Here is a 26,321-nt window from a genome sequence, read left to right as displayed (position 1 = left end):
AAGTAATTGCCTACTGCTAATGGTTGCGTGCCCCAATGCCATGATGTAGGGATGCCCTTGATTTTCGGGATTTTTTTATTATCCAGTGAAAGATTAAAATCAGTTTCCGAGATTTTTGAGATTGTATTGTCATTCCGCACGTATGTTGAGCGCCCGCCTGCCGGACGGGCAGGCAGTCGAAGTACGATGCGGAAACCATAAAAATATATCTGCGTTTAATGGATTCCAGCTTTCGCAGGAATGACAAGCCGTTTTTTCAAAACCAACAATTTTCTAGCTATGGTGTTTTATTTTGGTTCATGGAATGAATTCCATCCCTGAGCCGTAATCAGAATTTTGGTCTCTGCCCTTGTAATCAGGTGGACGCCTTCGCTCTTTTCGGTCATGTGGCCGATTACCGTTAGGTTCGGGTTCCCTTTTATTTTTGGAAAATCTGCTTGATCTATGGTGAACAATAGTTCGTAATCTTCCCCGCCGCTCATGGCAATCATGGTGCTGTCCATTTTAAACTCTTCGGACGCGGAAATCACCGTGGGATCCAACGGAATTTTTTCCTCAAAAACATTACAGCCAATGTCACTGTGCTTGCACAAATGCATTACTTCGGAAGATAGTCCATCACTAATGTCGATCATAGAGGTTGGTTTTACTTCCAGCTTTTTGAGCAAATCCACAATATCCTTTCGGGCTTCGGGCTTCAACTGTCGTTCCACAATATAGGAATAAGGCTCCAGGTCGGGTTGACTGTTGGGGTTAACTTTAAAGACTTCTTTTTCGCGTTCCAGTACTTGTAGCCCCAAATAAGCGCCGCCCAAATCACCGGTAACTACTAGCAAATCATTAGGCTTGCTTCCTTTTCGGTAAACGATGTCGCTTTCATTGGCAGCTCCAAGGGCAGTAACGCTAACAATCATTCCCCTGGTGGAAGAGGTTGTGTCTCCACCGACCAGATCAACATTGTACAGTTTGCAGGCCAAGGCCACACCTTCATAAAATTCTTCCAGTGCCTCCAAAGGAAACCTATTGGAAATGGCCAGTGAAACGGTAAGCTGTGTGGCCAAGGCGTTCATGGCATAAATGTCCGATAGGTTCACCATCACGGATTTGTACCCCAAATGCTTTAGAGGCATATAGCTCAAATCAAAATGAACACCCTCAACCAACATATCGGTGGATACAATGGTTTTTTTTCCATTGTAGTCCATTACCGCAGCATCATCACCAACCCCGATCAAGGATGAGGGTTGATTGAGTTTAAAGTTTTTGGTAAGGTGGTCGATCAGGCCAAATTCACCCAATTCTTCCAAAGAGGTACGTTCTTGATTCTTGTCTTCTAGCATTTTGCAAAAATAATGAGGATAATCGTAAAATCTGGTGTCGAAAGGAACATAAAATTTTTTCATGGGAAATCAAGTTAAAAAAACAAGGAAAACCATGGGATTTCAAGCTATACAGGCTTTGTGGCCAAACAGGTCGGTTTTCCATAAGAAACACCTATGGAATCATTCGTTATAATAATGTTAGTTGCCATGGTAAAACCCTACATATACAGTATATTTGTGGGCTATTTAGATTAAATTCAAGTAAGATGATTAAGGTTTCAGAATCAGCAAGGCACAAGGTGGTGTCGCTCATGACCGAGGAAGGTTTTAATGCGGCCACGGATTATGTGCGTGTTGGCGTAAAGAGCGGAGGGTGCAGTGGATTGTCTTATGAATTGACGTTTGACAATGCTGCAACAGATACAGATAAAGTTTTTGAAGACAATGATGTGAGAATCATTGTGGACAAAAAAAGCTTTTTGTATTTGGTGGGCACCACATTGGAATATTCTGGAGGTTTGAACGGTAAGGGTTTTGTGTTCAACAACCCCAATGCGCAACGAACCTGCGGATGTGGAGAAAGTTTTTCACTATAAACATTGACAAAAAGCCTGTAATTGGCTAACTTAAAGATATATGGCTTATACAGAGGAAGAATTAAAAAAAGAACTGGAGACCAAAGAGTACGAGTACGGTTTCTATACGGATATTGAATCGGACACCCTTCCCAAAGGGTTGAACGAGGATATTGTTATTGCCATTTCCAAAAAGAAGGAAGAACCCGATTGGATGACGGAGTGGCGATTGGAAGCTTTTCGTGCTTGGAAAGAAATGGAAGAACCAGAGTGGGCTAACGTGACTTACAAAAAACCTGACTTTCAGGATATTTCTTATTACTCGGCTCCCAATAAAAAACCGAAGTACGATAGTTTGGACGAAGTGGATCCAGAATTGTTGGAAACCTTCAAAAAGCTGGGTATTTCCGTGGATGAGCAGAAAAAGTTGGCAGGTGTTGCGGTGGATATCGTGATGGATTCTGTTTCCGTTGCCACTACTTTCAAAAAAACATTGGCTGAAAAGGGCATTATTTTCTGCTCCATTTCCGAAGCTATCAAAGAACATCCGGAATTGGTAAAAAAATACCTCGGAACCGTAGTGCCGAAAAAGGACAACTTTTATGCAGCATTGAATTCAGCGGTATTTTCGGATGGATCTTTCTGCTACATTCCAAAAGGGGTAAGATGTCCCATGGAACTTTCCACCTACTTCCGAATCAACCAAGCGGGAACTGGACAGTTCGAGAGAACCTTGGTCATTGCCGAAGAAGGCAGTTATGTGAGCTATTTGGAAGGATGTACCGCCCCGATGCGGGACGAGAACCAATTGCACGCGGCCGTTGTGGAATTGATTGCCATGGACAATGCGGAGATCAAATATTCTACAGTTCAGAACTGGTTCCCTGGCAACAAGGAAGGAAAAGGGGGTGTTTACAACTTTGTGACCAAACGTGGACTTTGCGAAAAGCACGCCAAAATTTCTTGGACACAGGTCGAGACAGGTTCTGCGGTAACATGGAAATATCCATCATGTATCTTGAAAGGCGATTATTCCATTGGTGAATTTTATTCCATTGCCGTGACCAACAATTTCCAACAAGCAGATACAGGGACCAAAATGGTTCACTTGGGCAAGAATACCAAGAGTACCATCATTTCCAAAGGTATTTCTGCAGGTAAGTCGCAAAACAGCTACCGTGGATTGGTGCAGGTGAACAGCAGGGCGGAAAACGCCAGGAATTTCTCACAATGTGATTCCCTGTTGATGGGTAACCGTTGCGGAGCACACACCTTCCCCTATATTGAAGTAAAGAACAAAACGGCACAGATAGAACACGAGGCCACCACCAGTAAGATTGGGGAAGACCAGATTTTCTATTGTAACCAACGTGGTATCGATACCGAAAAAGCCATTGCATTGATTGTTAACGGATTTAGCAAGGAAGTATTGAACAAGCTGCCGATGGAATTTGCCGTGGAAGCTCAAAAACTATTGGAAATCAGTTTGGAAGGTTCCGTAGGATAGCTTCGACTACGCTCAGCTACCTCATTTAAGTTGGTGATTGAGCGAAGTAGAAATCACAATTATTAAGTAAGAATACAATTTTACAAAATGCTAGAAATCAAAAATTTACACGCAAGCGTAGACGATAAAGAAATCCTGAAAGGAATCAACCTAAAGGTAAACGCAGGAGAGGTACATGCCATTATGGGCCCCAACGGTTCAGGAAAAAGTACCTTGGCCGAAGTAATCGCAGGTCAAGAGGAATTTGAGGTAGGTGAAGGAAGCATCCTCTTGGAAGGAGAGGATTTGGAAGAACTTTCCCCAGAGGAAAGAGCTCACAAGGGTGTTTTTCTTTCGTTCCAATACCCTGTTGAGATTCCAGGGGTATCGGTAACCAATTTTATGAAGACCGCCATCAACGAATCCAGAAAAGCACAAGGTCTGGAAGATATGCCAGCCAACGAAATGCTTAAAAAGATACGTGAGAAGTCCGAAATGTTGGAAATTGATAGAAAATTCCTTTCTCGTTCCCTGAACGAAGGCTTTTCTGGAGGGGAAAAGAAGCGTAACGAAATCTTCCAAATGGCAATGATGGAACCCAAATTGGCCATTTTGGACGAAACCGATTCAGGTTTGGATATTGATGCCCTTCGGATTGTGGCCAATGGCGTAAACAAATTGCGCGGCAAGGACAACGCCATCATTGTAATTACCCACTACCAAAGATTGTTGGAATACATTGTTCCCGATTTTGTGCACGTATTGCACGATGGCAAGATCGTAAAATCGGGAACCAAGGAATTGGCCTTGGAACTCGAAGAGAAGGGGTACGATTGGCTAAAAGAAGAAGCCGCGGTATAAACAGTTTTTGTCATTCCCATGAAAATGGGAATCCAAATGAAAAAGAATCATTAATTAGATTCCTGGCAGAGTTTATGCTGAGTTAAACTAAGTGCAGGAATGACAATTAAAAACGAATGGATTTAAAGGATAAATTGGTCTCCTCTTTTTTGGCTTTTGAAGATGGCTTGGATTTAGATCATCCAGTACATGAAGAGCGAAATAATGCCATTAAGAACTTTGAGACAAAGGGCTTTCCCACCAAAAAGGACGAAGCTTGGAAATATACCTCGTTGAAAGGTTTGCAAAAGGTAGACTTCAGCATCTTTCCAAAGCAGGAAACCACATTGGAGTATAAGGACGTAAAGAAATATTTCCTTCACGAAATAGATACTTATAAAATTGTTTTTGTGGATGGTGTGTACAGTTCATATCTATCGGAAACGACCCACGATGGAGTAGATGTCTGTTTAATGAGCTCCGCCTTCAGCAAACCGATGTTCCAACCGGTCATTGAAGTATATTTCAACAAAGCGGCCTCTAAAGATGAGTCTTTGACCTCTTTGAACACCGCATTTTGTAAAGAAGGAGCATACATTTACATTCCAAAGAACAAAATGCCCAAAAAGCCTATCCAAATCCTGCATTTGGCCACGGGCAACGAGGCAGCCTTGATGCTACAGCCCCGTAACCTGATTGTTGCTGAGGACAATGCTGAGGTGCAAATTATAGAACGTCACCAAAGTTTGACCGGCAACGAAGTCTTCACCAACTCCGTGACCGAGATTTTTGCAGGCAAGGACGCCATTGTGGACTATTACAAGGTTCAGAACGATGAGCCTACCGCTTCTTTGGTGGACAATACCTATATTTCGCAAAAAGATAGCAGTGTTGTGAGGGTGCATACCTTCTCCTTGGGCGGAAAACTGATTCGTAACAACCTGAACTTTTATCAGAACGGGGAGCGCATCGATTCTACCTTGAAAGGAATTACCATCCTTGGGGATAAACAGCACGTGGACCATCATACGTTGGTGCACCACGCACAGCCCAATTGCGAGAGCCATCAAGATTACAAAGGAATATTTGGTGACAGTTCCACGGGAGTTTTCAATGGTAAGATCATTGTGGACAAAATTGCCCAAAAAACGGATGCCTTTCAGCAGAACAACAATATTTTGTTGAGCGACAGGTCGACCATCAACTCAAAGCCCCAATTGGAGATTTTTGCAGATGATGTAAAATGTTCGCACGGATGTACCATTGGTCAATTGGATGAAGAAGCACTTTTTTACCTTAGATCAAGGGGAATTCCAAAGAAAGAGGCCAAGGCCCTATTGATGTACGCTTTTGCCAACAATGTGTTAGAAAGTGTTCGTATTCCCGAACTAAAGGCGCGAATCAACAAAATCATAGCCAATAAATTGGGAGTTCGTATGGGTTTTGACCTGTAGTTTATGAGGTGTCATTTCGAGCTTTAGTCCTGAGAGTGAATCGGATGGGCGAGAAATCTCCTTATAGTTTAGATTTTTCACTTCGTTCAAAATGACAGAAAAAAGCATTCCAATAGAGAAGTTTGATGTAAATACCATTCGCAAAGACTTTCCCATCCTCCAAAGAGAGGTCAATGGGCATCCTTTGGTGTATTTGGACAATGCAGCTACCTCGCAGACGCCACAGCAGGTAATTGATACGATTGTCGATTATTACCAAGGCTACAATGCCAATATCCATCGTGGGGTGCATACCCTATCACAAGAGGCAACCGATGCGTATGAAGCAGCACGTCAAAAAATCCAAAAGCACTTTAACATTGCCCATCCTTACGAGGTGATTTTCACTTCGGGAACCACTGACGGTATCAATTTGGTCGCCAACGGATTCACTTCATTTTTAAAAGAAGGGAACGATATTTTGGTGTCCGCCATGGAACATCATTCCAATATTGTGCCCTGGCAAATGCTTTGCGAACGCACGGGGGCAACCCTCAAAGTGATTCCAATGAACCTGGATGGGGAGTTGGTAATGGAGGAGTATCACAACCTACTGTCGGACAAGACGAAACTGGTCTTCTGTAACCACGTGTCCAATGCCTTGGGAACCATCAACCCCATCGAAGAAATCATCCAAGCTGCCCACAAAGTGGGAGCCGCGGTTTTGGTGGATGGGGCACAGGCTGCAGCACACATCAAAGCTGATTTACAGGCATTGGATGTGGATTTTTACACAGTTTCTGCCCATAAAATGTGTGGACCAACGGGTGTTGGAATGTTGTATGGCAAAGAGGAATGGCTTAAAAAATTACCACCCTATCAAGGCGGGGGCGAAATGATTGCCGAGGTAACCTTTGAAAAGACCACCTATGCCGATCTGCCCCATAAATTTGAAGCGGGCACGCCCAACATCTGCGGAGGTATAGCCTTTGGCGCTGCTTTGGATTATATGAACAATATTGGTTTCGATGCCATCGCCCAATATGAAGATGAGCTGGTGGAATATGCCACCGAACAATTGCTCACCATTGATGGATTAAAGATTTATGGAACCGCAGCGCACAAAACTTCGGTGATATCTTTCAATATTGATGGAATCCATCCCTACGACATCGGCACCATTGTGGATAAATTGGGCATCGCCGTGCGTACAGGGCACCATTGCGCGCAACCTATCATGGATTTTTACAAGATTCCGGGTACGGTAAGGGCCAGTTTTAGCTTTTACAATACCAAAGAAGAAGTGGATAAATTGGTCGGAGCCGTAAAGCGGGCCAGGAATATGTTGCTTTAGCCAAAGCGTTATCTTTATCATAAAGACTTGAATTGCAGTCCGCCGAGTTGTACTTTTGAACAAAACCACAGCATGACCATAAAAGAAATACAGGAAGAGATAATAGACGAGTTTTCCATGTTCGACGACTGGATGCAGCGTTACGAATACATGATCGAACTCGGAAAATCACTTCCATTGATAGAAGAACAATACAAGACCGATGATAACCTGATCAAAGGTTGCCAGAGCAAGGTTTGGGTGCATGCCGAACTGGATGGAGACAGATTGGTTTTTACTGCCGATAGCGATGCCATTATCACCAAAGGGATCATAGCCATTTTGGTCAGGGCGTTCAGCAACCAGAAACCACAGGATATTATCGATGCCGACACAGGGTTTATTGATGAAATTGGTCTTAAAGAACATTTGTCGCCAACCCGGGCCAACGGATTGGTAAGCATGATCAAGCAACTAAAATTGTACGCAGTTGCCTATCAAACACAGTTAAAATAGCATAAGATGAGCGAAGAAACCACCATAGATACACAAGAACTGGGCGAAAAGATCGTAAAGGTGCTCAAGACCATTTATGATCCAGAGATTCCTGTGGACATTTACGAACTGGGCTTGATCTACGATGTATTTGTCAATGAAGAATACGAAGTAAAAATTCTCATGACCCTTACATCGCCCAATTGCCCTGTTGCCGAAACCCTGCCCGTTGAGGTAGAAGAGAAAGTAAAATCCATTGATATGTTGAAGGATGTAGAGGTGGAAATCACGTTTGACCCCCCTTGGACCCAAGAGCTGATGAGCGAAGAGGCGAAATTGGAGTTGGGACTCCTGTAGGGGTTTAACTTGTCATTCCGCACTAGATGCGGAATCTACTTAATTTGAAAAAGATTCCTGCGAAAGCAGGAATGACAATCAATTATGGAAAAGGAAATCGTAAATAGAGTAGCCCAAAGTAAGTTGATTACCTTCGACCTAGAGGATTATTACCCCAAAGGAGAGCGAAAGGTATTGGACATTAAAGATTGGTTGTACGAAGGCTTTATCTTGCGCGAAAAGGAGTTCCGTGCCCATGTGGAAGAACACGACTGGACAGGGTATCAAGATACCTATGTGGCCCTGCAATGCTCTTCGGATGCCATTGTACCTGGCTGGGCCTTTATGTTGATTGCCTCCAAGTTACAGCCTTATGCCAAAAAGGTGGTTCAGGGTAGTCTTGAGGATTTAGAAACTGCACTTTATCAAACTGTATTGGATCAATTGGATGTTGCTGAATTTACAGATAAACCCGTAATCATAAAAGGGTGTTCCAACAAACCCGTTCCCGAAAATGCCTACCTTATGGCCGTTACAAAAATCCAAGAAGTGGCCAAAAGTGTCATGTACGGGGAGGCTTGTTCATCTGTGCCGCTTTACAAGAGAAAATAAAAAGTCCCCAAAAAGGGACTTTTTCACTTTTTTTAATGTCTTGACAACCATTAAAAAATAAGGTAACCTAAAGAAAGTTGCAATACAGAATTATTTTCCGTTGATTCAATTATGGTTATTTCTCTACGCAAATTGGATAGCCCATGAAAATAATTAAGCTGAACGAATGCTTTAGTAGTAAAATAAAAAGTTACACCGGCCATAGCTCCGTAATCCACAAAGAAATCACCTGATCTCTCATGTAACACATCTCCTTTCGCGAAATAGCCTTCCCCATCAACCTTCGTAACCACATCTTTTGAATAAAGTAAGAAAGCAATTTCTGGTCCCAAATCCAAACTAAGATTATTCATCAACTTATATTTGAATAACATGGGTATTGACAGATAGCTATTTCTAGTGGCATATTTTACTGGTTTTACTGGGATTCTTGAATGATTATCGAAAGCGCCTAAGTCCATTTCATCATTAAAGCCTTTAGAAGAAAAGAGTACTCTGGGTTCCAAAGCTATCTTATCACTCAAAGAAAAGTTTGAAAACACGCCCAAATGATAAGCAAGACGCCAACTATTGTTGATGGATTCTGCTCTATCTCCCCTAATATTGGCATAATTTAATCCTCCCAAAACGCCAAACTTCTTTTCTTGGGCATTTACAAATAAAGTACTGGCTATAACAATAACTACAGCAATACCTGCTGATTTTTTCATATTTGATTCAAATTGAATTGAAAACCTACAAGAAAGGAAATAATATTGGTTCGGGAAACGGCCAATTGACAAATGCCCCATTTGAATTGATGGATAAGGGTTTTAAGGAAATTTTTACCTGTGATGCTAACCATCAAGAGGTAAAATGAGACAGTTGAGGGGCGTTTTTGGTAAGTACTCAATTCATAAGTCCCCACCAATTTGTCAGTAATAGAAAATTGTTTATTGCCATCGGTTAAGGAAAATAGGTGTGACATTTCTTACTTTTACGGTTCTAAACAGAAAACTCCATACTATGAAAAAACTACTTTTTACTACTATGGCTTTCTTTGCTCTGTTCTCAGCAACTGCACAGACCGAGGAAGAATTAAAAGCCCAGATTGCCCCAAAAAAAGATTCTATTGCCGCTATCCAGTCGCGGGTCAATGCACTTCAAGCAAAACTGGATGCGCTTCCGGGTTGGAAAATTGGCGCATTCGGAACTATTGGTGGCAGTATATCCCAGTTCAATAATTGGTTTGCCCAAGGAATTCCCAATAACTCATCAGGAAATATTGGATTTACCGTTAATGCCTATGCCAATCTTCAAGAAGAAAAATTCTTTTGGAGAAATGCTGCCAATCTCAACCTGTCCTGGGTCAAACTGGACGATAAGGATGATCCTACCGACGATGATAGCTTTCGTCAGGCCACCGATGTGTTCAATATTTCATCTTTGTACGGTAGAAAACTGAGTGAGAAATTCGCTATATCTACTTTGGCGGAATATCGAACCACAATTTTGAGCAATTTTAACGACCCTGGTTATCTTGACCTTGGTGTCGGTGCCACATGGACCCCAATTCCGGATTTGGTGGTGGTAATGCATCCACTCAACTACAACTTTGTGTTCAGCAGTGAGGATACCATTTTTGAATCTTCCATGGGTGCAAAAATTGTAGCGGACTATACTAAGCAAATTGGTGCAATAAGCTTTAAGAGTAACCTGTCCTTGTTCCAAAGTTATGAAAGCAGCAATTTGAGCAACTGGACATGGACCAATTCTTTTAGCTATAAGTTATGGAAAATGATCGGTGTAGGTTTTGACTTTGGATTGCGAAACAACAAACAGGAAACATTGAATTACATTGTAAACAATGCGCCAACTCCTAATCCAGATGCTACGTTCGATACGATTGACAATGAGCTTCAGACCTATTGGACACTTGGACTTAGTTATAAGTTTTAAGGAGCAATTTAAGTTGACAAAAAAAGCCCTCAATTTGAGGGCTTTTTTGTGGGGTGAAAATTATGTTTTCCGTGTTTTTAAGACCATGGTCTAAGTAGGTTAAGATCTGTAAAATCTGCGTTCGACACTAAAATGACTTAAAAACAATGTGAAAGTAGGCCTAATGTGGCGACCCCCTAAATTTTTGTTGTGAACTGTCCGAAAAATGTTGTGAAGCAATTGATGTTTTGCTGTTTGCCCAAGAAGTAAGTACTTAATTGGGACTGCTTTTAATACTCATCCAAATGTTCCGGATATAAAAAGTTGTTGTATGGGAAACGGGTGACATGGATATCGCGCACCGCATCGTAGACGCGCTTTCTGAATTCGTCCATGTTTTCCTTGTTCAATGCAGAGATAAACAGTGCTTTGTCCCCGAGCTTATTAAAATAGGTTTTCTTCCATTCCTCCAATGTAAAATGGGCAGTTGTGCGTTCCGTAACCAAATCGTCTTCATCAATAGTTTCCGGGTGGTATTGGTCTATTTTGTTAAAGACCATGATGCAGGGTTTTCCAGAACTATCAATTTCGTCCAAAATTTGATTTACCGAGGCAATATGCTCTTCAAAATTAGGATGCGAAATATCTACCACATGCAGCAGTAGATCAGCCTCGCGAACCTCGTCCAAGGTACTTTTAAAACTCTCTACCAATTGGGTCGGTAATTTTCTGATGAATCCCACCGTATCACTCAATAGAAAAGGAAGGTTTCCCAGTACCACTTTGCGAACAGTGGTGTCCAGCGTAGCAAAAAGTTTGTTCTCTGCAAACACATCGCTTTTGCTGATCACGTTCATTAAGGTAGATTTGCCAACGTTGGTATATCCCACCAAAGCAACCCGAACCAAAGAGCCACGGTTACCGCGCTGGGTTTCCATTTGGCGGTCTATTTTGGCAAGTTTCTTTTTGAGCAAGGCAATGCGGTCACGAACAATACGTCTATCCGTTTCAATTTCCGTTTCACCGGGACCACGCATACCAATACCACCCCGTTGCCGCTCCAAGTGCGTCCAAAGACCGGTCAATCTTGGTAAAAGATATTCGTATTGGGCAAGCTCTACTTGGGTTCTGGCATAACTTGTCTTGGCCCTTTGGGCAAATATGTCCAGAATCAAACTGGTTCTATCCAGCACTTTACAGCGCAGTAGTTTTTCAACATTGTTCTGTTGTGCAGGCGATAGTTCATCATCAAAGATTACGGAACCTATTTCATTTTCCTTTACAAATTGGCGTACCTCTTCCATTTTACCGCTTCCAATGTAAGTTTTGGGATTGGGTACATCAATGCGCTGCACAAATCTTTTCTCAACTTCGCCACCGGCAGTGTATGTCAAAAATTCAAGCTCGTCCAAGTACTCTTTTACCTTGGCTTCGTCTTGGTGCTGATTCATTACACCGATAAGTACCGCCTTTTCATATTCAATTGACTTCTTTTCTAGCATCGAACAGGTTTAGGGTACAAATTTACGCAATGTTTTGGAAGCTATTTTGTACTTTGGCATTTCTATTGAATCATTGGAAAAAGAAACAGGGATCTTGCATAAAAAGGAAAACAGATATACGATAGCATTTTATAATCTCGAAAATTTCTTTGACACCAAAGATGACCCGTATCTGTTGGATGATGATTTTACCCCAAAGGGGTTTAAAAGGTGGAACAAAGCTAAATTTTGGAACAAAGCCAATAAAATTTCCAGGGCTATTTCTAGAATTGGATTGGAAGAAAGTAATCATTCCCCGATTTTGGTAGGTATGGCCGAAGTTGAAAATAAAGGTGTAATTAAATCGCTTTTACGATCAAAACAATTACGGGATATTGATTATGGAGTCATACATTTTGATTCCCCCGATGAGCGGGGAATAGATACGGCCCTGATTTACCATAAAGAACATTTTGAGGTGCTCGATGCCGAGACCATTCCTTTGATGGTACAAAATACAAATGGCGATAGAGACCTTACCCGAGATATTTTATATGTACACGGCAAGTTGCATCAAGAAGAAATCCACGTTTTTGTGAACCATTGGCCATCCCGTAGGGAAGGAGCTGAGGAAACCAGCTATAAGCGTATCAAGGCAGCGGATACCATTCTTCAAAAACTTGATGCTATACAAGGGAATAGTTCAAACATTATTGTTATGGGCGATTTTAATGACGACCCCAATTCACAAAGCATCCAAACACTTATGGACACAGGAAAGTTCATCAACCCTATGAAAAAACTGTTATCCCCTGTATCGGGCAGCGCCAATTACAAAGGGGAATGGAGTTTGTTCGATCAAATATTGCTCTCGCACAGTTTTTTGAACTACGAAAAGGACACCCACAATTTTGTAGAAGCAAAAATATTTTCACCAAGATCTTTAAAAGAATGGAAGGGCAAATACAAAGGAAATCCTTTCAGAACTTTTGCCGGAAAGAAATATTTGGGGGGCTATAGTGATCATTTTCCTGTATATATTGTATTGGATGAAAGCAAGAAATGATTGTGAGAAAAAATTTACACCACGTAAAAGTGAATTTTCACAACATAAAGAAGTAAAACGCCATGCATTTCATCGAATAAAGTAGGAATTTTATCGATAAATAATACATATCAACATATATTCGTAGTCCAAATCTTACCATAAACTCAATTATGGACTATCGTTTTCCTATAGGGGTTAAGGGAGTGATTTTCTCCTTTTTATTTTCGCTTCTAGGCGTAGTTTCCATATTTGCCCAATCCAAAAGTGCAAAAGAGCAAATTCGTTTTTCCTACGATCAAGGGAAAATATCCTCTTTTATTTCCGAAATGGAAATTGATCACCAGTCCAAGCTTAAAAAAATAGGCGAGCTTATAAAAACCAAAGGACTTACAGCTTCAAAAAGCAACAATGGTACACAAATAGCTTTAAAGGATATTGGTACCGATGGAACACCACTTTACTATACTACCTTAAACGATTACGCATCCCAAACTTCAAGGGCTCATACGCTTTATGATAAAGGGCTGCTAAATTTAGGCTTAACAGGTAGGGGCATGGAAGTGGGTGTTTGGGATTCCGGCGTAGCTTTGTCCTCTCACCAGGAGTTTGATACCAGGGCAAAGAATGCCGATAATGCCGATGAGATAAGTCTGCATGCCACTTTGGTAACAGGCAACCTTATTTCTGCCGGTGTGGAACCCAGTGCCAAAGGTGCTGCCTATGGGGCACAAGCCTTGACCCACGATTGGAGCCGCGATAAAATTGAAGTGGCAGAAGCCGCCGCCAATGGACTTTTGTTGAGCAATCATTCCTACGGAATTTTGTCCGATAGGGTGCCAGATTGGTATTTTGGCGCCTATATTAAAGTAACCCAAGACTGGGATAGGATCATGTACAATGCTCCTTATTACCTAATGGTGACAGCAGCGGGGAACGCACAAAAATCTTATGATAACGAAACACCAAATTTTGGCAAGACCGCCGATGGCTTTGATCTTTTATTGGGCTTTACCACAACCAAAAACGGATTGACAATTGCCGGTGCCAACACGGAAATTGATGGCAACGGGGATTTAAAAAAAGCTTCGGTAGCCGGGTACAGTAGTTTTGGCCCAGTGGATGATGGCCGCGTAAAGCCAGACTTGGCAGGAGATGGAGGGGATATTCTTTCCACAAGTTCGGCCACCAATAGTAGTTATCAGGTGTCTGCCGGGACTTCCATGGCGGCCCCTGGGGTTACAGGCTCACTTTTGTTGTTGCAACAGTATCACGAAGAGCTTTTTGGTTCCTATATGAAAGCGGCTACCTTAAAAGGACTTGCGCTTCATACTGCCGATGATGTGGATGCCAAAGGACCGGATTATAAAATGGGTTGGGGTATAATGAATGCCAAATCTGCGGCAGAGGTGCTTCAGAATAAAGAATACACCACCTTGATAAACGAAGAAACGCTATCAGACGGAGAAACCTACTCCATAACGGTTTTGGCCATGGAAAATGAACCATTGATGGCTTCCATATCTTGGACAGACCCTGAATCGGAATACATAAACCGAGGAGAGCTTAACAGTACCCGAGCCGCTTTGATGAACGATTTGGATATTAGAGTAACCAAGGACGGAGAAACCCATTTTCCATGGAAATTGAACCCTGCCAAGGCCAACGACGCCGCCACTAAAGGGGATAATACGGTTGATCCTTTTGAACGTATTGAAGTAGAAAATGCAACAGGTGCTTACACCATTACTATTTCGCACAAGGGTGGGTTAAAAAATGGTCTTCAAGATTTTTCCTTGATAGTTTCAGGGGCCCAAGTGTCCAATTGTTCCATAGAGACTCCTTCGGATGTGGATTTGGAAGGTTCCTCCAGCGAGGGCACAACCATTTCTTGGGGCGATGCTGAAGAAACTTTATTTGAGGTGCAATACAAGAGTGTTGATACGGACAATTGGGAAAGTGAATTGATTTGGGAAAATAACTTTGAACTTACCGCTTTGGAAGAAGGCAAAGTGTACGAAGCCCGTGTTCGTTCCATCTGTACCGAGAATGTCGTGTCCGAATTCTCTGAGACCATTGCGTTTGAGTTTAAAGGTGAAGAAACAGTACTGATACAGAATACCCCGATGTTTGTTCCCCAGGAATTGAACATAACCATTTATCCGAATCCCGCTGTTGATTATTTAAACGTGAATGCGGATTTGTCCAAAGATGCCGAGTTTTCTATTGTCACTACTTCTGGCAACGTTATTAAAAAAGGCAAGACCGAAGGTTCCATTAATGTGTCTTCTTTGTCTTCTGGTTTATATGTACTGGTGGTTCAGGATTACTCGGGAATCAAAAGCACTAAGTTTTATAAGAACTAGTTATTGATGCCTTCCGCACGAATGCTGAACCAAGACGAAGTACAAGAATGACATGATAGCCTTGGCCAACTCTGACCCCATGCTTTTTAACTCTCTTACTTCTAATTTACACCTTCTTAATCTCGCTATCGGTCAAGAGCTCCTCATTTCGCAATCGTAAGAATACTTGTGCAGTCGTCACCACGTCCAATTCGCAATACGTGATGATTCTATCAATATCGTTTTCCTTGTAGAATACATCTTTTACCATGCTGCCATCCATATCATCTTTGGGAGATGGAATGCCCAATACATGTGCCAATAGTTTTAAAGAGGTGTAATGTTTATAATCACCAAACTTCCAGAGTTCCATGGTATCCAAATGGGGAACCTCCCAAGGCTTTTTACCGAAGAGATCCAGTTTATAGGGTAGATTGATGCCGTTTATCACCATTCTGCGGGCGATATAGGGGAAATCGAACTCTTTGCCATTATGGGCGCACAAAAGATGCTTAACTTGGCTAAAATGATCTTTAAGAAGTTGTTTGAATTGTTTAAGGATTTCGATTTCTTTGCCGTGAAAGGAAGTGACCCTAAAATTTCGATTCTCCCCTTTGTGGGCAAAATACCCCACGGAAATACAAACAATTTTCCCAAACTCTGCCCAAATACCGGCTCGGTCGTAAAATTCTTCGGGGGTAAACTCGTCTTTGCGCTGGTATTGCGTTTTTTGTTCCCATAAAAGCTGGGCGGTTTCATCCAAGTCGGTGAAATGTTGCTGTTGGGGTACGGTCTCGATATCCAAAAAGAGGATATGCTCCAGGTTAAGTTTATAAAGCATGGTAGCTAATTAAAAAAGAGTCGTCTGCTTTGCAGGGCTCTCGTGTTCCAATAACCATTTTTTTCTATGCAGTCCACCTGCATATCCTGTGAGGTCTCCGTTGGTTCCGATAACGCGATGACAGGGAACCACAATCCAAAGTGGATTTTTGCCATTGGCCGAGGCTACTGCACGAATGGCTTTTACATCGCCTAGTTGTTTGGAAAGTTCCAAATAAGAAATGGTTTTTCCAAAAGGTATTTTTAAAAGGGCATCCCAAACTCTCTTCTGAAATTCGGTGCCCGAAGGGTTTAATTTAAGGTCAAATACCGTTCGGTCTCCATCAAAATATTCTTGAAATTGCTTGGCAGCATCCTGTAAAACCACAGGAATTGTACCTTTTGGTTTATTTTTGTCCAAAACAGAGATAGATGCAAGGCCATTTGCATCACCTTTTAACTCTGCTGTTCCAATAGGAGTCTGTATATAAGCAACTTCCATCACTCTATGTCATCTTTACCTTCAATAATTCCCAATCGCTTTGCGCGAGCTTCCCAGTTTTTTCTGGCCAGTGTTTGTAGGTTTTCCACATTATCGCTTTCATCCATAATTTCCAATCCGAGGAGGGTTTCGATTACATCTTCCATGGTGACCAACCCGCTTACCGAACCATACTCGTCCACTACCAAAGAAATATGTTCTCTTTTCTGTACAAACTTTTTGAAAAGATCATTAATGGACTTACTACGATTTGTTACCAGTATTTCTCTTCTGATTGTAGATAATTTTTCATTCCCCTTTTTATTGATGATGGCTTCCAACAACTCATCTTTTAAAAAGAAGCCCGTAATGTTGTCCATCCGATCTTTGTACAACGGAATTCTTGAAAAGCGCAAGGGTCTGTTTTTTTCAAAAAACTTCTTTATGGTAGTGTCTTCGGATGCCACTTTCATTACAGTTCTTGGGGTCATTACATCACGTGCCAAGATCTCATCAAAATAAAGTAGGTTTTTGATCATTTTCGATTCCGATTCCTTGAACACACCTTCTTCATGGGCAATTTCGGTCATAGCACTAAAATCCTCCCGATTCAACACACTGCCATGTTCGGCTTTTGCACCCACCAATTTGGTGAAAAGCTGCAACAACCATAGCAACCCCGTCCATTTAAGCACAAATACCATAATGTTCAGTGCTTTGCTGGTAAAGTTGGCCAGTTGCTTCCAAAAGGTCGCTCCAATGGTCTTTGGAATGATTTCTGAGGCGACCAAAATCAATATGGTCATCAGGGTAGAGACAATACCGACCATAAGATCTTCGGTAAAGGCCATCCCAAAAAAGCTTCGTTTTGTAGATCCATACATTTCAGCATAAGCAACTTTTGCCTGTACCCCTACCAAAATGGCACCAACGGTATGCGCAATGGTGTTTAGGGTGAGAATGGCGATCAAAGGTTTATCAACATCCTTTTTAAGTTTTTCCAGAGAGCTTGCATAATCTTTACCCTCTTGCTTTTTTATATTGATAAAAGTGGGTGTGACGCTCAATAGAACCGCCTCCAAAATGGAGCAAAGGAATGAGAAGAAAATGGAAATAAGGGCGTAAAATATAAGTAGTCCCATAAAATGGTAGAATCTTTAGTACCAAGATAGGGAATAGGAATCAATTTTGAACGTTTAATCCCCCAGCTTTATAGAAAATATCCTGAAGCGCCGTTCGAATATTTAAATTGTACAATTGACGATGGTCCCTAGAAGGATAGACTCTGTTGGATAGAAAAATAAAGGTCAACTTGTTTTCCGGGTCGGCCCACACAAAAGTTCCCGTAAAACCCGAGTGTCCAAAACTTTTGGGACTTGCCAAAGGAGAGGGGTAGGCCTCTTCCAATGGGAGTTCGGCATTATCCAGCAAAGGTTTGTCGAAGCCCAATCCCCGACGATTTTCATTTTCGGGATATTGCACTTTGGTGAATTCCTTTACCGTTTCAGCCGAAATGAGCTGTTGGCCATCTACCTCGCCATAATTTTGATAAAAGAGCATCAATTTGGCCAGATCATCAGCTGTTCCGAATAATCCTGCATTGCCCGAAACTCCACCTTTGAGCGAAGCATTTTCGTCGTGCACCCAACCTTGCACCAAGGATTTTCGGAATAGTGAATCCACTTCGGTAGGCACAATGGTGTTCACGTAGTTATTTTCTTTGGGCAGGTATCCCAAGGTATGACAACCTAAAGGTTGATAGAAATTTTCATCCAAATACGTTTGATAGTCGGTTCCTGTGAGCTGCTCTATCAAACTTGGAAAGATGAGAAACGTAAGCCCGGAATATTTGTATTTCTTCTCATCTGAAACTTCGGAGCGGTTAATGATTCGGTTCATTTTTCGCTCAAAACGATTGTTGATGTAGAGCCCATCATACACTTGTCCTTCAAATCTTTTATGGGAAAAATTCCGAACAAAGCGTCTTTTGATTTTACCATTCTTCCGTAGCACCTTCTGCAAAAAAACGATGTAGGGCACCAAACCAGCTTGATGCGCCAAAATCTCGCGAAGCGTTAGGTCTTTTTTGTCCTTTCTTCGCTTCCATGGGTCCCAATATGTACTGAATGGTTTATCTAGGTCTAGCTTGCCTTCGTCCACCAACTTCATCAGGGCAGGCAAGGGCCCCGAAATTTTGGTAACCGAGGCCAAATCGTATAGATCGTTCAAGGCCACGGGTTGAATGCTGTCGTAGGTGTGGAAACCGTACGCTTTATGAAAAATGACAGTATCGTTTTTGGCCACCAAGAGCTGTGCCCCGGGAAAAGCCAAACTATCGATACCCATTTCCATAATGGAGTCCACTTTTTGGTTGATGAAAGCTTCATCAAATCCTAATTTGGAGGGATAGGCATGGATGAGCTCCCGTTGGGCAAACCCAAAAGGTATCACTAAAGTGATGAAGAACAATGAAACTGCTAGTTTTTTCATTTTGGTGTAAGGTTTATCCCAAAGTTCGGATAAAATCCTTAGCAACCCTTCGACTGCGCTCAGGGCGACGAAAAAGGATTAACATATCATTTTTACTACATCTTTAGCAAAATACGAAGCGATGATATTGGCACCAGCTCTTTTTATGGCCGTCAATTGCTCCAAGACCACAGCATCATGGTCCAACCAGCCTTTTTCGGCGGCGGCTTTTACCATGGCGTATTCTCCAGAAACCTGATATACGGCAACGGGAACTTCTACTTCATTTTTGATTTCCCGAACAATGTCCAAATAACACAACCCTGGCTTTACCATCACAATATCTGCCCCTTCGTCAATATCCATTTGGGTTTCCTTGATGGCTTCATACCGATTGGCATAATCCATTTGATAGGTTTTCTTGTCCTTGGGAACATTGTCAATATCAACAGGTGCAGAATCCAGGGCATCACGGAAGGGCCCATAAAATGCACTGGCATACTTGGCGGAATAGGCCATGATTCCCGTGTTGATGAACCCTTCATCTTCCAAAGCTTCGCGGATGGTCAATATTCTACCGTCCATCATATCACTGGGGGCTACAAAATCAGCCCCAGCTTTGGCGTGGGACACACTCATTTCGGCCAACACCTCTGCGGATTCGTCGTTCAGGATTTGCCCTTCGGCCACAATACCGTCGTGTCCATAAGATGAAAATGGGTCCAGAGCCACATCGGTCATCACCAACATTTGTGGACAGGCATTTTTTACGGTTTTTATGGCACGCTGCATCAAGCCATTGGGATTCAGGGCCTCGGTTCCTTTGTTGTCCTTCAGTTTATCATCGACCTTTACAAAAAGAAGCACGGAGCAAAGTCCCATTTTCCAGAGTTCCTTCACTTCTTTCTCCAAATTGTCCAAACTCAACCTAAAGTAGTTGGGCATGGAAGGTATTTCTTCCTTGACTTCTTTTCCTTCGGTAACAAATAAAGGTACCAGAAAGTCATCTGGGGTCAAGGTGGTTTCCCGAACCAATCTTCTAATGGATTCGGATGCGCGGAGTCTTCTGTTTCGTATGAGTGGATACATATATTTAGTTTTAAGTTGTGAGCCTTAAGCTTATCGCTTAAATATCAATTTCTCCAGTTAAATAAAGTGCGGCCTTTCCTGAAATTTTAACGCGCTCGCCCAAATATTCGCAGACCAAGTCACCTCCTCGTTGGGAAAGTTGTTTGGCCGTCATTTTGGTTTTGTCCAAAATTTCGGCCCAATATGGCGATAATGAGGTGTGGGCGGAACCTGTCACAGGGTCTTCGGGAATGCCACAGGCAGGGGCAAAAAAACGGGATACAAAATCCACCTCGTCCCCAGGCGCGGTTACGATAACGCCCCGAACATCCAATTGTGCCAACAGATGGTGGTTGGGTTCAAGGGCTTCAATTTCTTTTTGGGATTGGTAGACCATCATGTAATCCGTTTTGCCCTTCAGGGTTTTAATCGGGCTTTGCCCAATGGCATTGTCCAACGCTTCCATATTTTGAATGGCTACTAGATTATCCGTCGGAAAATCCATGGTCAACCAGCCATTATCTGCCTTGCTAACAATAAGTTCTCCGCTTCGGGGCGAATAAAACTGAATGGTATTTTTTTTAAACTCATAAAAGTGAAACAACACAAAAGCGGTCGCCAAGGTTGCGTGTCCGCAGAGATCGACCTCCACTTCCGGGGTGAACCATCGCAATTCGTACTGGTCATCTCTTTTGACGGCAAAAGCGGTCTCGGCCAAATTGTTCTCTTGGGCTATTTTTTGCATTAATTCTGGATTCAACCACGAATCCAAAATGCAGACCGCAGCGGGATTTCCGCCAAAAGTCTGGCTGGTAAATGCATCTATTTGGTAAATTTTCTGTCTCATAGGCTTGGTTTCAAGGCAAAACTACGCATTAAACCCAATCTTTTGGGCTTTGTAGTACTTCTATCAACTTATCTTCTTCACTTCCCTTTTCGGGATGATGGTCGTATCGCCATTGCACATGTGGAGGCAGACTCATCAAAATACTTTCAATACGGCCATTGGTTTTCAGGCCAAAAAGGGTGCCTTTGTCGTGTACCAAATTGAACTCCACATAGCGTCCGCGTCTAATTTCTTGCCAATCGCGTTGATTCTTGGAGTACGGTAAGTCCTTCCTTTTTTCAACAATAGGAGTGTAGGCCTCCAAAAAACTGTCTCCGACCTCCGTCACAAAATTGTACCAGTCCTCCATGCTTGTTCCTTCGGTTGCTTTGCAATAATCGAAGAACAATCCACCTACCCCGCGAGCTTCATTCCGGTGGGTATTCCAGAAATAATCGTCACATTTCTTTTTGTACGCAGGATAAAATTCTGGGTTGTGGGCATCGCAGGCTTTTTTGCAAATCGTATGAAAATGGGTCGCATCTTCCTCGAACAAATAGTAAGGGGTGAGGTCCTGTCCGCCACCAAACCATTGGTCCACGATGTTACCCTCCTTGTCGTACATCTCAAAATAGCGCCAGTTGGCATGCACGGTGGGCACCATCGGACTTTTTGGATGAATCACCAAGCTGAGGCCACACGCAAAAAAGTCGACATCCCCAACTTCGAAATAGTTTTGCATACTTTTTGGCAATGGCCCGTGGACTTTGGAAATATTGACCCCTCCTTTTTCAAAAACGGAACCATTTTCAATGACACGGGTTCTACCGCCACCGCCTTCTTCGCGTTCCCAAAGGTCCTGCTGAAACGTAGCGCTTCCGTCGAGTTCTTCCAGTTTTGAAGTGATGCTGTCCTGTAGTTGTTGAATGTATGTGTAAAATTTATCCTTCATTGCTCTAAAATATGTACCATTCGGTTTTTATATTCTGAAAGTGTTGAATTTTCATCAATTTTGATGGATTCCAGAGCCATTAGCTTTAATACCTCGATGACCTCTTGTTCTGATTTTTCTCTGTTTTGCTCAAAAATGAAACGACCCACTTTGTTATTGTGCAAGTCCATTGCCTTTGGCAAACTTTTATTCGGAAATGAAGCCTCGTGCCAATCCGTCACCTTTTTTGCCCAAGCTAATACGACTTCCTCATTTTCTTGCCATTTAAAACACCGTTTTGCAATCAGATAATTCCAAAAAGCGTGTCTGAACGCATTGGCAGGGCCATTTTTATGGTGGAGTTTGCCGTAGTTTTTGGTCGATATGGATATGCAATCCTTCGTAGCTTTTATGGTTGGCCAAATAAAATGGGGACGGCTTAGTCCAATACCTATAACTTTCAGTATATTTTTAAAATTTACCCGTTTTAGTACTGCAAAAAGGTTCACTCCTTGTATTCTTTTACGGCATCAATAAATGCTTTTGCGTTCTCCACGGGAATATGGGGCAAAATTCCGTGACCCAAGTTTACGATGTACTTGTCCTTGCCAAAATCTCGGATCATTTGTGTTACCATTTCCTTGATTGTGGCAGGAGGTGAAAGCAAGCGGGCCGGATCAAAATTACCTTGCAGCGTGACGTTTCCTCCGGTTAAATATCTTGCATTTTGAGGGGAACATGTCCAATCAACTCCAACGGCCGAAGCCCCTGAATTTGCCATTTCCTTTAAAGCGAACCAGCATCCTTTTCCAAAAACGATTACGGGCACTTCTTCCTTTAAGGCATCCACAATCTGCTGCATATATTTCCAAGAAAATTCTTGATAATCCTGCGGTGAAAGCATTCCGCCCCAAGAATCAAAGACCTGAACGGCATTTACACCAGCTTTGACCTTTGCTTTAAGGTATGCGATGGTAGTATCCGTTATTTTTTGGAGCAATTCATGCGCCGCTTCGGGCTGGGTAAAGCAAAATCCTCTGGCCTTGTCAAAGCTTTTACTGCCTTGACCTTCTATACAATAGCAGAGAAGTGTCCACGGGGAGCCTGCAAAACCAATCAATGGAACTTCGTCGTTCAATTTTTCCTTGGTCATGGTTATCGCATCCAACACATAACCCAGCGAATCCTGGATATCGGGAACAATCACTTTGTCCACATCGGCTTGGGAGCGGATAGGGTTGGGCAAATAAGGGCCAAAATTGGGCTTCATCTGAACCTCGATGTCCATGGCCTGCGGAATCACCAGAATATCGCTGAACAAAATAGCGGCATCCATGCCATATCGGCGGATGGGCTGCACGGTAATTTCCGAGGCCAATTCCGGGGTCTGACAACGGGTAAAGAAATCATATTTTTTACGGAGTTCCATAAACTCGGGCAAATAGCGCCCTGCTTGCCGCATCATCCATACGGGTGGACGTTCAACGGTTTCGCCTTTTAAAGCTTTTAGGAACAAGTCGTTTTTGATCATAAATTTTAATTTGTTATTCCTGTGAAGACAGGAATCTTTTAATTGTTTTTTCGATGTTGAAAGATGCTTCGACTTCCTGCCCGTCCGGCAGGCGAGCGCTCAGCATCCGTTTATTTCGACATTTCTTTTATTGCCTGAACCAACACATTTTCCACGGTCGGTTTGTTGGCTATAATAATTTGGTTTGAATGATTTTGCGCTTCGGCGGCGGTCGTTTCCCCAATACAGAGCAATTTGCTGTTCCCCAGAGTGTTTTCCAAAAGATAGCTTCGGATGCCACTTGGACTAAAAAAGAGAATGCCATCAAAATCACGTTGAAACTTTTTCGGGTTCAAGTGGGTGCGGTACACTTCCAACTCTTTATACTGAACGTTGTTTTTTGATAAGAGCTCTGGAAGGTCGTCTCTTCTTTTATTGCCACAGAGAAACAAAAACACTTCATTTTTATAGCGTTTAATCAAAATTTCACCTAATTCTGATGCATATTCGGCCATTTTAACCACTTTTACACCATTTTCTTTCAAAAGTGCTTTGGTTTTTTCGCCAACACAATAGGCACGGAACTCTGATTTGTCCATACCTTCGGATTGATTCAAAAATACCTTTACGGCATTCTTGCTGGTAAAAATATAGTTGGTGTAGTTGAAAGGAATCTTCACGTCCCGCGACTCGATTTTCAAGGCATCGTACTCCACCAAACCCAAACCAGAATTTAGAAAAAGCTCCTTTTGAGATGGTGTCAATATTTTAGTGGTGAGCACTGTTTTCATTTCTGATTTCTTGCATCAATTTATCACCTCCTTTTTGCAAAACCTCTTCGGCAGAAGATTTCCCAATGCCTTTGGCATCGGACAATTTCACTTCTTTTTTGATGTCGATTTTCTGTTTGCCATCCAAAGAGAAAACAACGCCTTCAAAATGAACCGTTTGGTCTTTTATTTGTGCCAAAGCACCGATGGGTGCGGTACAACCACCTTCCAAGGTGCGTAAAAATGCACGTTCAATGGTTGTGGACATTTCGGTTTCGGGATGGTTGAGTTTGCCCAATGCTTCTCTGGTAAAATCATCTTCTTCTTTGGCTACGACCAACATGGCACCTTGAGCTGGTGCGGGAACCATCCAATCCAATTGAATGGCATCTTTGGGCAATAGTTTTATCCGTTCCAATCCGGCCTGGGCAAAAATGGCCCCTTGCCAATCGTTTTCGATTAATTTGAGTAGTCGGGTATTCACGTTTCCCCTAAGGTCGACCACTTTGTGGTTGGGATATTTGTTCAACCATTGGGCTTTTCGGCGTAAACTTCCCGTGGCTATGGTGGCAGGTTGATCGGTTTCCAAAAAATTGGACCCTTTGTGCACCAAAATATCGTGAGTGATGGCGCGTTCCAAAACGGCCACCTTCACAATTCCCTTTGGCAGTTGTGTGGGCACATCTTTCATGGAATGTACTGCAATATCAATATCTCCTTTGAGCAGAGCAACATCCAGGGCCTTGGTAAAGATTCCCGTAACACCGAGTTCGTAAAGCGGCTTGTCCAACACTTGGTCTCCCAAAGATTTGGTCGGCACCAAGATGGTATCGTAGCCAAGTGCCTCCAACTTTTGTTGCACGGTGGTTGCTTGCCACAGCGCGAGTTCGCTGTCGCGGGTTCCAATGCGGATGATTTTGCTCATTTGGAATGTAGTTCTAGCTGAAAAACTTTTTGGATAAGCTCCAGACTGTCTTCGGTATCTACCTCGTTGCTCTTTAGGTGGTTGGCAAACTGCTTGGTGATTTTCTGGATGATTCGGTCCGAGATAATTTCCGCTTGTATTTGATCAAATCCCTCAATTTTCTTGGTTTGAAAATCGATTTCCTCAGTTTTCATGGTGTTCAGTTTGTCTTTGAGGGCATTGATCACGGGAGCAAACTTTCGGGTTTCCAACCATTTCAAGAAATCCTTTTTTACCTTTTCTATGATAGCTTCTGCTTTGGGAACGTATTCTTTTCTTTTGGTCAAGGTCTCATCCGTAATTTGTGAAAGTTGGTCCAAATGCACCAAGGATACATTGTTCAACTCTTTTACATCGTCCGACACGTTTTTGGGAACGGATAAATCCAAGATCAACAACGGTTTTTTAGTATAGATCAAGGCTTTGGAAACCGTGGGCAACTGCGCTCCAGTGGCCACTACAAGAATATCGGCCTTTCTGATCTCGGTTTGCAGGTCGCCATAGTCCTTTACGGTCAATTGGAACTTGCCCGCAATGTCTTCCGCTTTTTCCCTGGTCCTGTTGATCAAGGTGATGTGGGAATTGTCGGAATGTTTCACCAGATTCTCGCAAGTGTTTCTTCCAATTTTTCCCGTTCCGAACAATAATATATTCTTGTTGGAAATATCATCAACATTGTCCAGAATATATTTTACCGAAGCAAATGCCACCGATGTGGCTCCTGATGATAGTTCTGTTTCGTTTTTGATGCGTTTGCTGGCCTGAATCACAGCATTGCATAAACGCTCCAAGAACGGATTGGCCATCTCAAGCTTTTTGGAACGATAAAATCCTTGCTTAATTTGGCTAATGATTTCAAAATCCCCCAAAATCTGACTATCAAGACCGGTACCTACTTTAAACATGTGCGAAATCGCATCATGGTTTTTGTACACATAGGCTACTTCTTGAAATTCTTCGACGGTACCATTGGTTTGGTCGCAAAGTAGTTTGATCAATTGATAGGGATGTTGAGCAAAACCGTAAAGCTCGGTTCTATTGCAGGTGGAAATGGCCAAAAGACCATCAATACCAATTTCCTTGGCCTTGCCCAAGATATGATCAATGGCAGGAACATCCAGACTGAACTTTCCTCTCACCTCTGCATCCGCCTTCTTATAACTCAACCCAATGGCGTAGAAGGAATTATGTTTTGAAATATGGTAGTTCCTCATAAAGGATATAAATCGCAGGACAAAAATAATAGGGTTATAGGTCAAAAAA

The 26,321-nt window shown here is 42.5% G+C and carries 26 protein-coding genes; 11 read left to right on the top strand and 15 right to left on the bottom strand.

Going from position 1 to position 26,321, the window contains the following annotated elements; genetic code table 11:
* Positions 1 to 287 precede the first annotated feature (287 nt).
* Positions 288 to 1,340: a thiamine-phosphate kinase gene (gene thiL, locus AC13CS_RS14650; protein ID WP_293167259.1), complete on the bottom strand. Its 1,053-nt coding sequence runs from the start codon at positions 1,338 to 1,340 to the stop codon at positions 288 to 290.
* A gap of 248 nt (positions 1,341 to 1,588) precedes the next feature.
* Between thiL and AC13CS_RS14645 the strand changes: the two genes are divergently transcribed.
* From AC13CS_RS14645 to AC13CS_RS14610, 8 genes are all read left to right on the top strand, one after another.
* Entirely contained in the window at positions 1,589 to 1,918 is a 330-nt protein-coding gene (locus tag AC13CS_RS14645; RefSeq protein WP_482888850.1) for a HesB/IscA family protein, read from the top strand.
* Between the two features lie 40 nt (positions 1,919 to 1,958).
* Entirely contained in the window at positions 1,959 to 3,404 is a 1,446-nt protein-coding gene (gene sufB / locus AC13CS_RS14640; protein ID WP_293166522.1) for a Fe-S cluster assembly protein SufB, read from the top strand.
* An 87-nt stretch (positions 3,405 to 3,491) separates the two neighbouring features.
* On the top strand, positions 3,492 to 4,244 hold the full coding sequence (sufC, locus tag AC13CS_RS14635; RefSeq protein WP_293166524.1) for a Fe-S cluster assembly ATPase SufC: 753 nt from the start codon (positions 3,492 to 3,494) through the stop codon (positions 4,242 to 4,244).
* 116 nt (positions 4,245 to 4,360) lie between these two features.
* A complete protein-coding gene (sufD, locus tag AC13CS_RS14630) occupies positions 4,361 to 5,677 on the top strand; it encodes a Fe-S cluster assembly protein SufD (protein WP_293166526.1) in 1,317 nt (438 codons plus the stop codon).
* 91 nt (positions 5,678 to 5,768) lie between these two features.
* Positions 5,769 to 7,010: a cysteine desulfurase gene (locus AC13CS_RS14625; RefSeq protein WP_293166528.1), complete on the top strand. Its 1,242-nt coding sequence runs from the start codon at positions 5,769 to 5,771 to the stop codon at positions 7,008 to 7,010.
* A 72-nt stretch (positions 7,011 to 7,082) separates the two neighbouring features.
* On the top strand, positions 7,083 to 7,505 hold the full coding sequence (locus AC13CS_RS14620; RefSeq protein ID WP_163624197.1) for a SufE family protein: 423 nt from the start codon (positions 7,083 to 7,085) through the stop codon (positions 7,503 to 7,505).
* Between the two features lie 6 nt (positions 7,506 to 7,511).
* Positions 7,512 to 7,841 (top strand): iron-sulfur cluster assembly protein, encoded by a 330-nt coding sequence (locus AC13CS_RS14615; protein ID WP_108245524.1) that lies wholly within the window; start codon positions 7,512 to 7,514, stop codon positions 7,839 to 7,841.
* A gap of 84 nt (positions 7,842 to 7,925) precedes the next feature.
* Entirely contained in the window at positions 7,926 to 8,432 is a 507-nt protein-coding gene (locus tag AC13CS_RS14610; protein WP_293166533.1) for a DUF2480 family protein, read from the top strand.
* Positions 8,433 to 8,482: 50 nt separating this feature from the next.
* Here the strand turns inward: AC13CS_RS14610 and AC13CS_RS14605 are convergent, their stop codons facing one another.
* On the bottom strand, positions 8,483 to 9,142 hold the full coding sequence (locus AC13CS_RS14605) for a porin family protein (protein ID WP_293166535.1): 660 nt from the start codon (positions 9,140 to 9,142) through the stop codon (positions 8,483 to 8,485).
* Positions 9,143 to 9,437: 295 nt separating this feature from the next.
* Here AC13CS_RS14605 and AC13CS_RS14600 point away from each other — a divergent pair, with 295 nt between their 5' ends.
* A complete protein-coding gene (locus AC13CS_RS14600; RefSeq protein WP_293166537.1) occupies positions 9,438 to 10,370 on the top strand; it encodes a DUF3078 domain-containing protein in 933 nt (310 codons plus the stop codon).
* A gap of 269 nt (positions 10,371 to 10,639) precedes the next feature.
* Here the strand turns inward: AC13CS_RS14600 and hflX are convergent, their stop codons facing one another.
* Positions 10,640 to 11,851, bottom strand: a complete 1,212-nt coding sequence (hflX, locus tag AC13CS_RS14595) for a GTPase HflX (protein WP_163624194.1) — start codon at positions 11,849 to 11,851, stop codon at positions 10,640 to 10,642.
* Positions 11,852 to 11,885: 34 nt separating this feature from the next.
* Between hflX and AC13CS_RS14590 the strand changes: the two genes are divergently transcribed.
* Positions 11,886 to 12,896, top strand: coding sequence for an endonuclease/exonuclease/phosphatase family protein (locus AC13CS_RS14590; RefSeq protein ID WP_313790345.1), 1,011 nt, complete (start codon positions 11,886 to 11,888; stop codon positions 12,894 to 12,896).
* A 152-nt stretch (positions 12,897 to 13,048) separates the two neighbouring features.
* Positions 13,049 to 15,241: a S8 family serine peptidase gene (locus tag AC13CS_RS14585; RefSeq protein WP_293166540.1), complete on the top strand. Its 2,193-nt coding sequence runs from the start codon at positions 13,049 to 13,051 to the stop codon at positions 15,239 to 15,241.
* Between the two features lie 106 nt (positions 15,242 to 15,347).
* Here the strand turns inward: AC13CS_RS14585 and AC13CS_RS14580 are convergent, their stop codons facing one another.
* From AC13CS_RS14580 to hemA, 12 genes are all read right to left on the bottom strand, one after another.
* Positions 15,348 to 16,061 (bottom strand): 3'-5' exonuclease, encoded by a 714-nt coding sequence (locus AC13CS_RS14580; protein WP_293166542.1) that lies wholly within the window; start codon positions 16,059 to 16,061, stop codon positions 15,348 to 15,350.
* A gap of 9 nt (positions 16,062 to 16,070) precedes the next feature.
* Positions 16,071 to 16,541: a methylated-DNA--[protein]-cysteine S-methyltransferase gene (locus AC13CS_RS14575; protein ID WP_293166544.1), complete on the bottom strand. Its 471-nt coding sequence runs from the start codon at positions 16,539 to 16,541 to the stop codon at positions 16,071 to 16,073.
* Positions 16,541 to 17,662, bottom strand: coding sequence for a hemolysin family protein (locus AC13CS_RS14570; protein ID WP_293166546.1), 1,122 nt, complete (start codon positions 17,660 to 17,662; stop codon positions 16,541 to 16,543). Before AC13CS_RS14570 ends, AC13CS_RS14575 begins: the two co-directional genes overlap by 1 nt.
* A gap of 40 nt (positions 17,663 to 17,702) precedes the next feature.
* A complete protein-coding gene (locus tag AC13CS_RS14565; protein WP_293166548.1) occupies positions 17,703 to 19,010 on the bottom strand; it encodes a serine hydrolase domain-containing protein in 1,308 nt (435 codons plus the stop codon).
* A 78-nt stretch (positions 19,011 to 19,088) separates the two neighbouring features.
* Positions 19,089 to 20,078, bottom strand: coding sequence for a porphobilinogen synthase (gene hemB / locus AC13CS_RS14560; protein WP_293166550.1), 990 nt, complete (start codon positions 20,076 to 20,078; stop codon positions 19,089 to 19,091).
* 37 nt (positions 20,079 to 20,115) lie between these two features.
* Positions 20,116 to 20,904 carry a PhzF family phenazine biosynthesis protein gene (locus tag AC13CS_RS14555; RefSeq protein ID WP_293166552.1) on the bottom strand — a complete coding sequence of 263 codons (789 nt, stop codon included), beginning with the start codon at positions 20,902 to 20,904 and terminating at the stop codon, positions 20,116 to 20,118.
* A gap of 28 nt (positions 20,905 to 20,932) precedes the next feature.
* Positions 20,933 to 21,835 carry an oxygen-dependent coproporphyrinogen oxidase gene (gene hemF, locus AC13CS_RS14550; RefSeq protein WP_293166554.1) on the bottom strand — a complete coding sequence of 301 codons (903 nt, stop codon included), beginning with the start codon at positions 21,833 to 21,835 and terminating at the stop codon, positions 20,933 to 20,935.
* Complete coding sequence (locus AC13CS_RS14545) at positions 21,832 to 22,323, bottom strand: DUF6973 domain-containing protein (RefSeq protein WP_293166556.1); 492 nt, start codon at positions 22,321 to 22,323, stop codon at positions 21,832 to 21,834. Before AC13CS_RS14545 ends, hemF begins: the two co-directional genes overlap by 4 nt.
* A complete protein-coding gene (gene hemE / locus AC13CS_RS14540) occupies positions 22,320 to 23,345 on the bottom strand; it encodes a uroporphyrinogen decarboxylase (protein WP_293166558.1) in 1,026 nt (341 codons plus the stop codon). The genes AC13CS_RS14545 and hemE overlap by 4 nt, the downstream gene beginning before the upstream one ends.
* A gap of 110 nt (positions 23,346 to 23,455) precedes the next feature.
* The gene (locus AC13CS_RS14535) at positions 23,456 to 24,115 is read right to left on the bottom strand and encodes a uroporphyrinogen-III synthase (RefSeq protein WP_293166560.1); all 660 of its coding nucleotides are present in this window, start codon (positions 24,113 to 24,115) and stop codon (positions 23,456 to 23,458) included.
* Complete coding sequence (gene hemC, locus AC13CS_RS14530; protein ID WP_293166562.1) at positions 24,093 to 25,019, bottom strand: hydroxymethylbilane synthase; 927 nt, start codon at positions 25,017 to 25,019, stop codon at positions 24,093 to 24,095. The genes AC13CS_RS14535 and hemC overlap by 23 nt, the downstream gene beginning before the upstream one ends.
* Positions 25,016 to 26,272 (bottom strand): glutamyl-tRNA reductase, encoded by a 1,257-nt coding sequence (hemA, locus tag AC13CS_RS14525; protein WP_293166564.1) that lies wholly within the window; start codon positions 26,270 to 26,272, stop codon positions 25,016 to 25,018. The genes hemC and hemA overlap by 4 nt, the downstream gene beginning before the upstream one ends.
* Between the last annotated feature and the right edge of the window lie 49 nt (positions 26,273 to 26,321).

The organism is Flagellimonas sp. B-3 (assembly GCF_056857835.1).
This window is presented reverse-complemented; position numbering and strand designations above follow the sequence as displayed.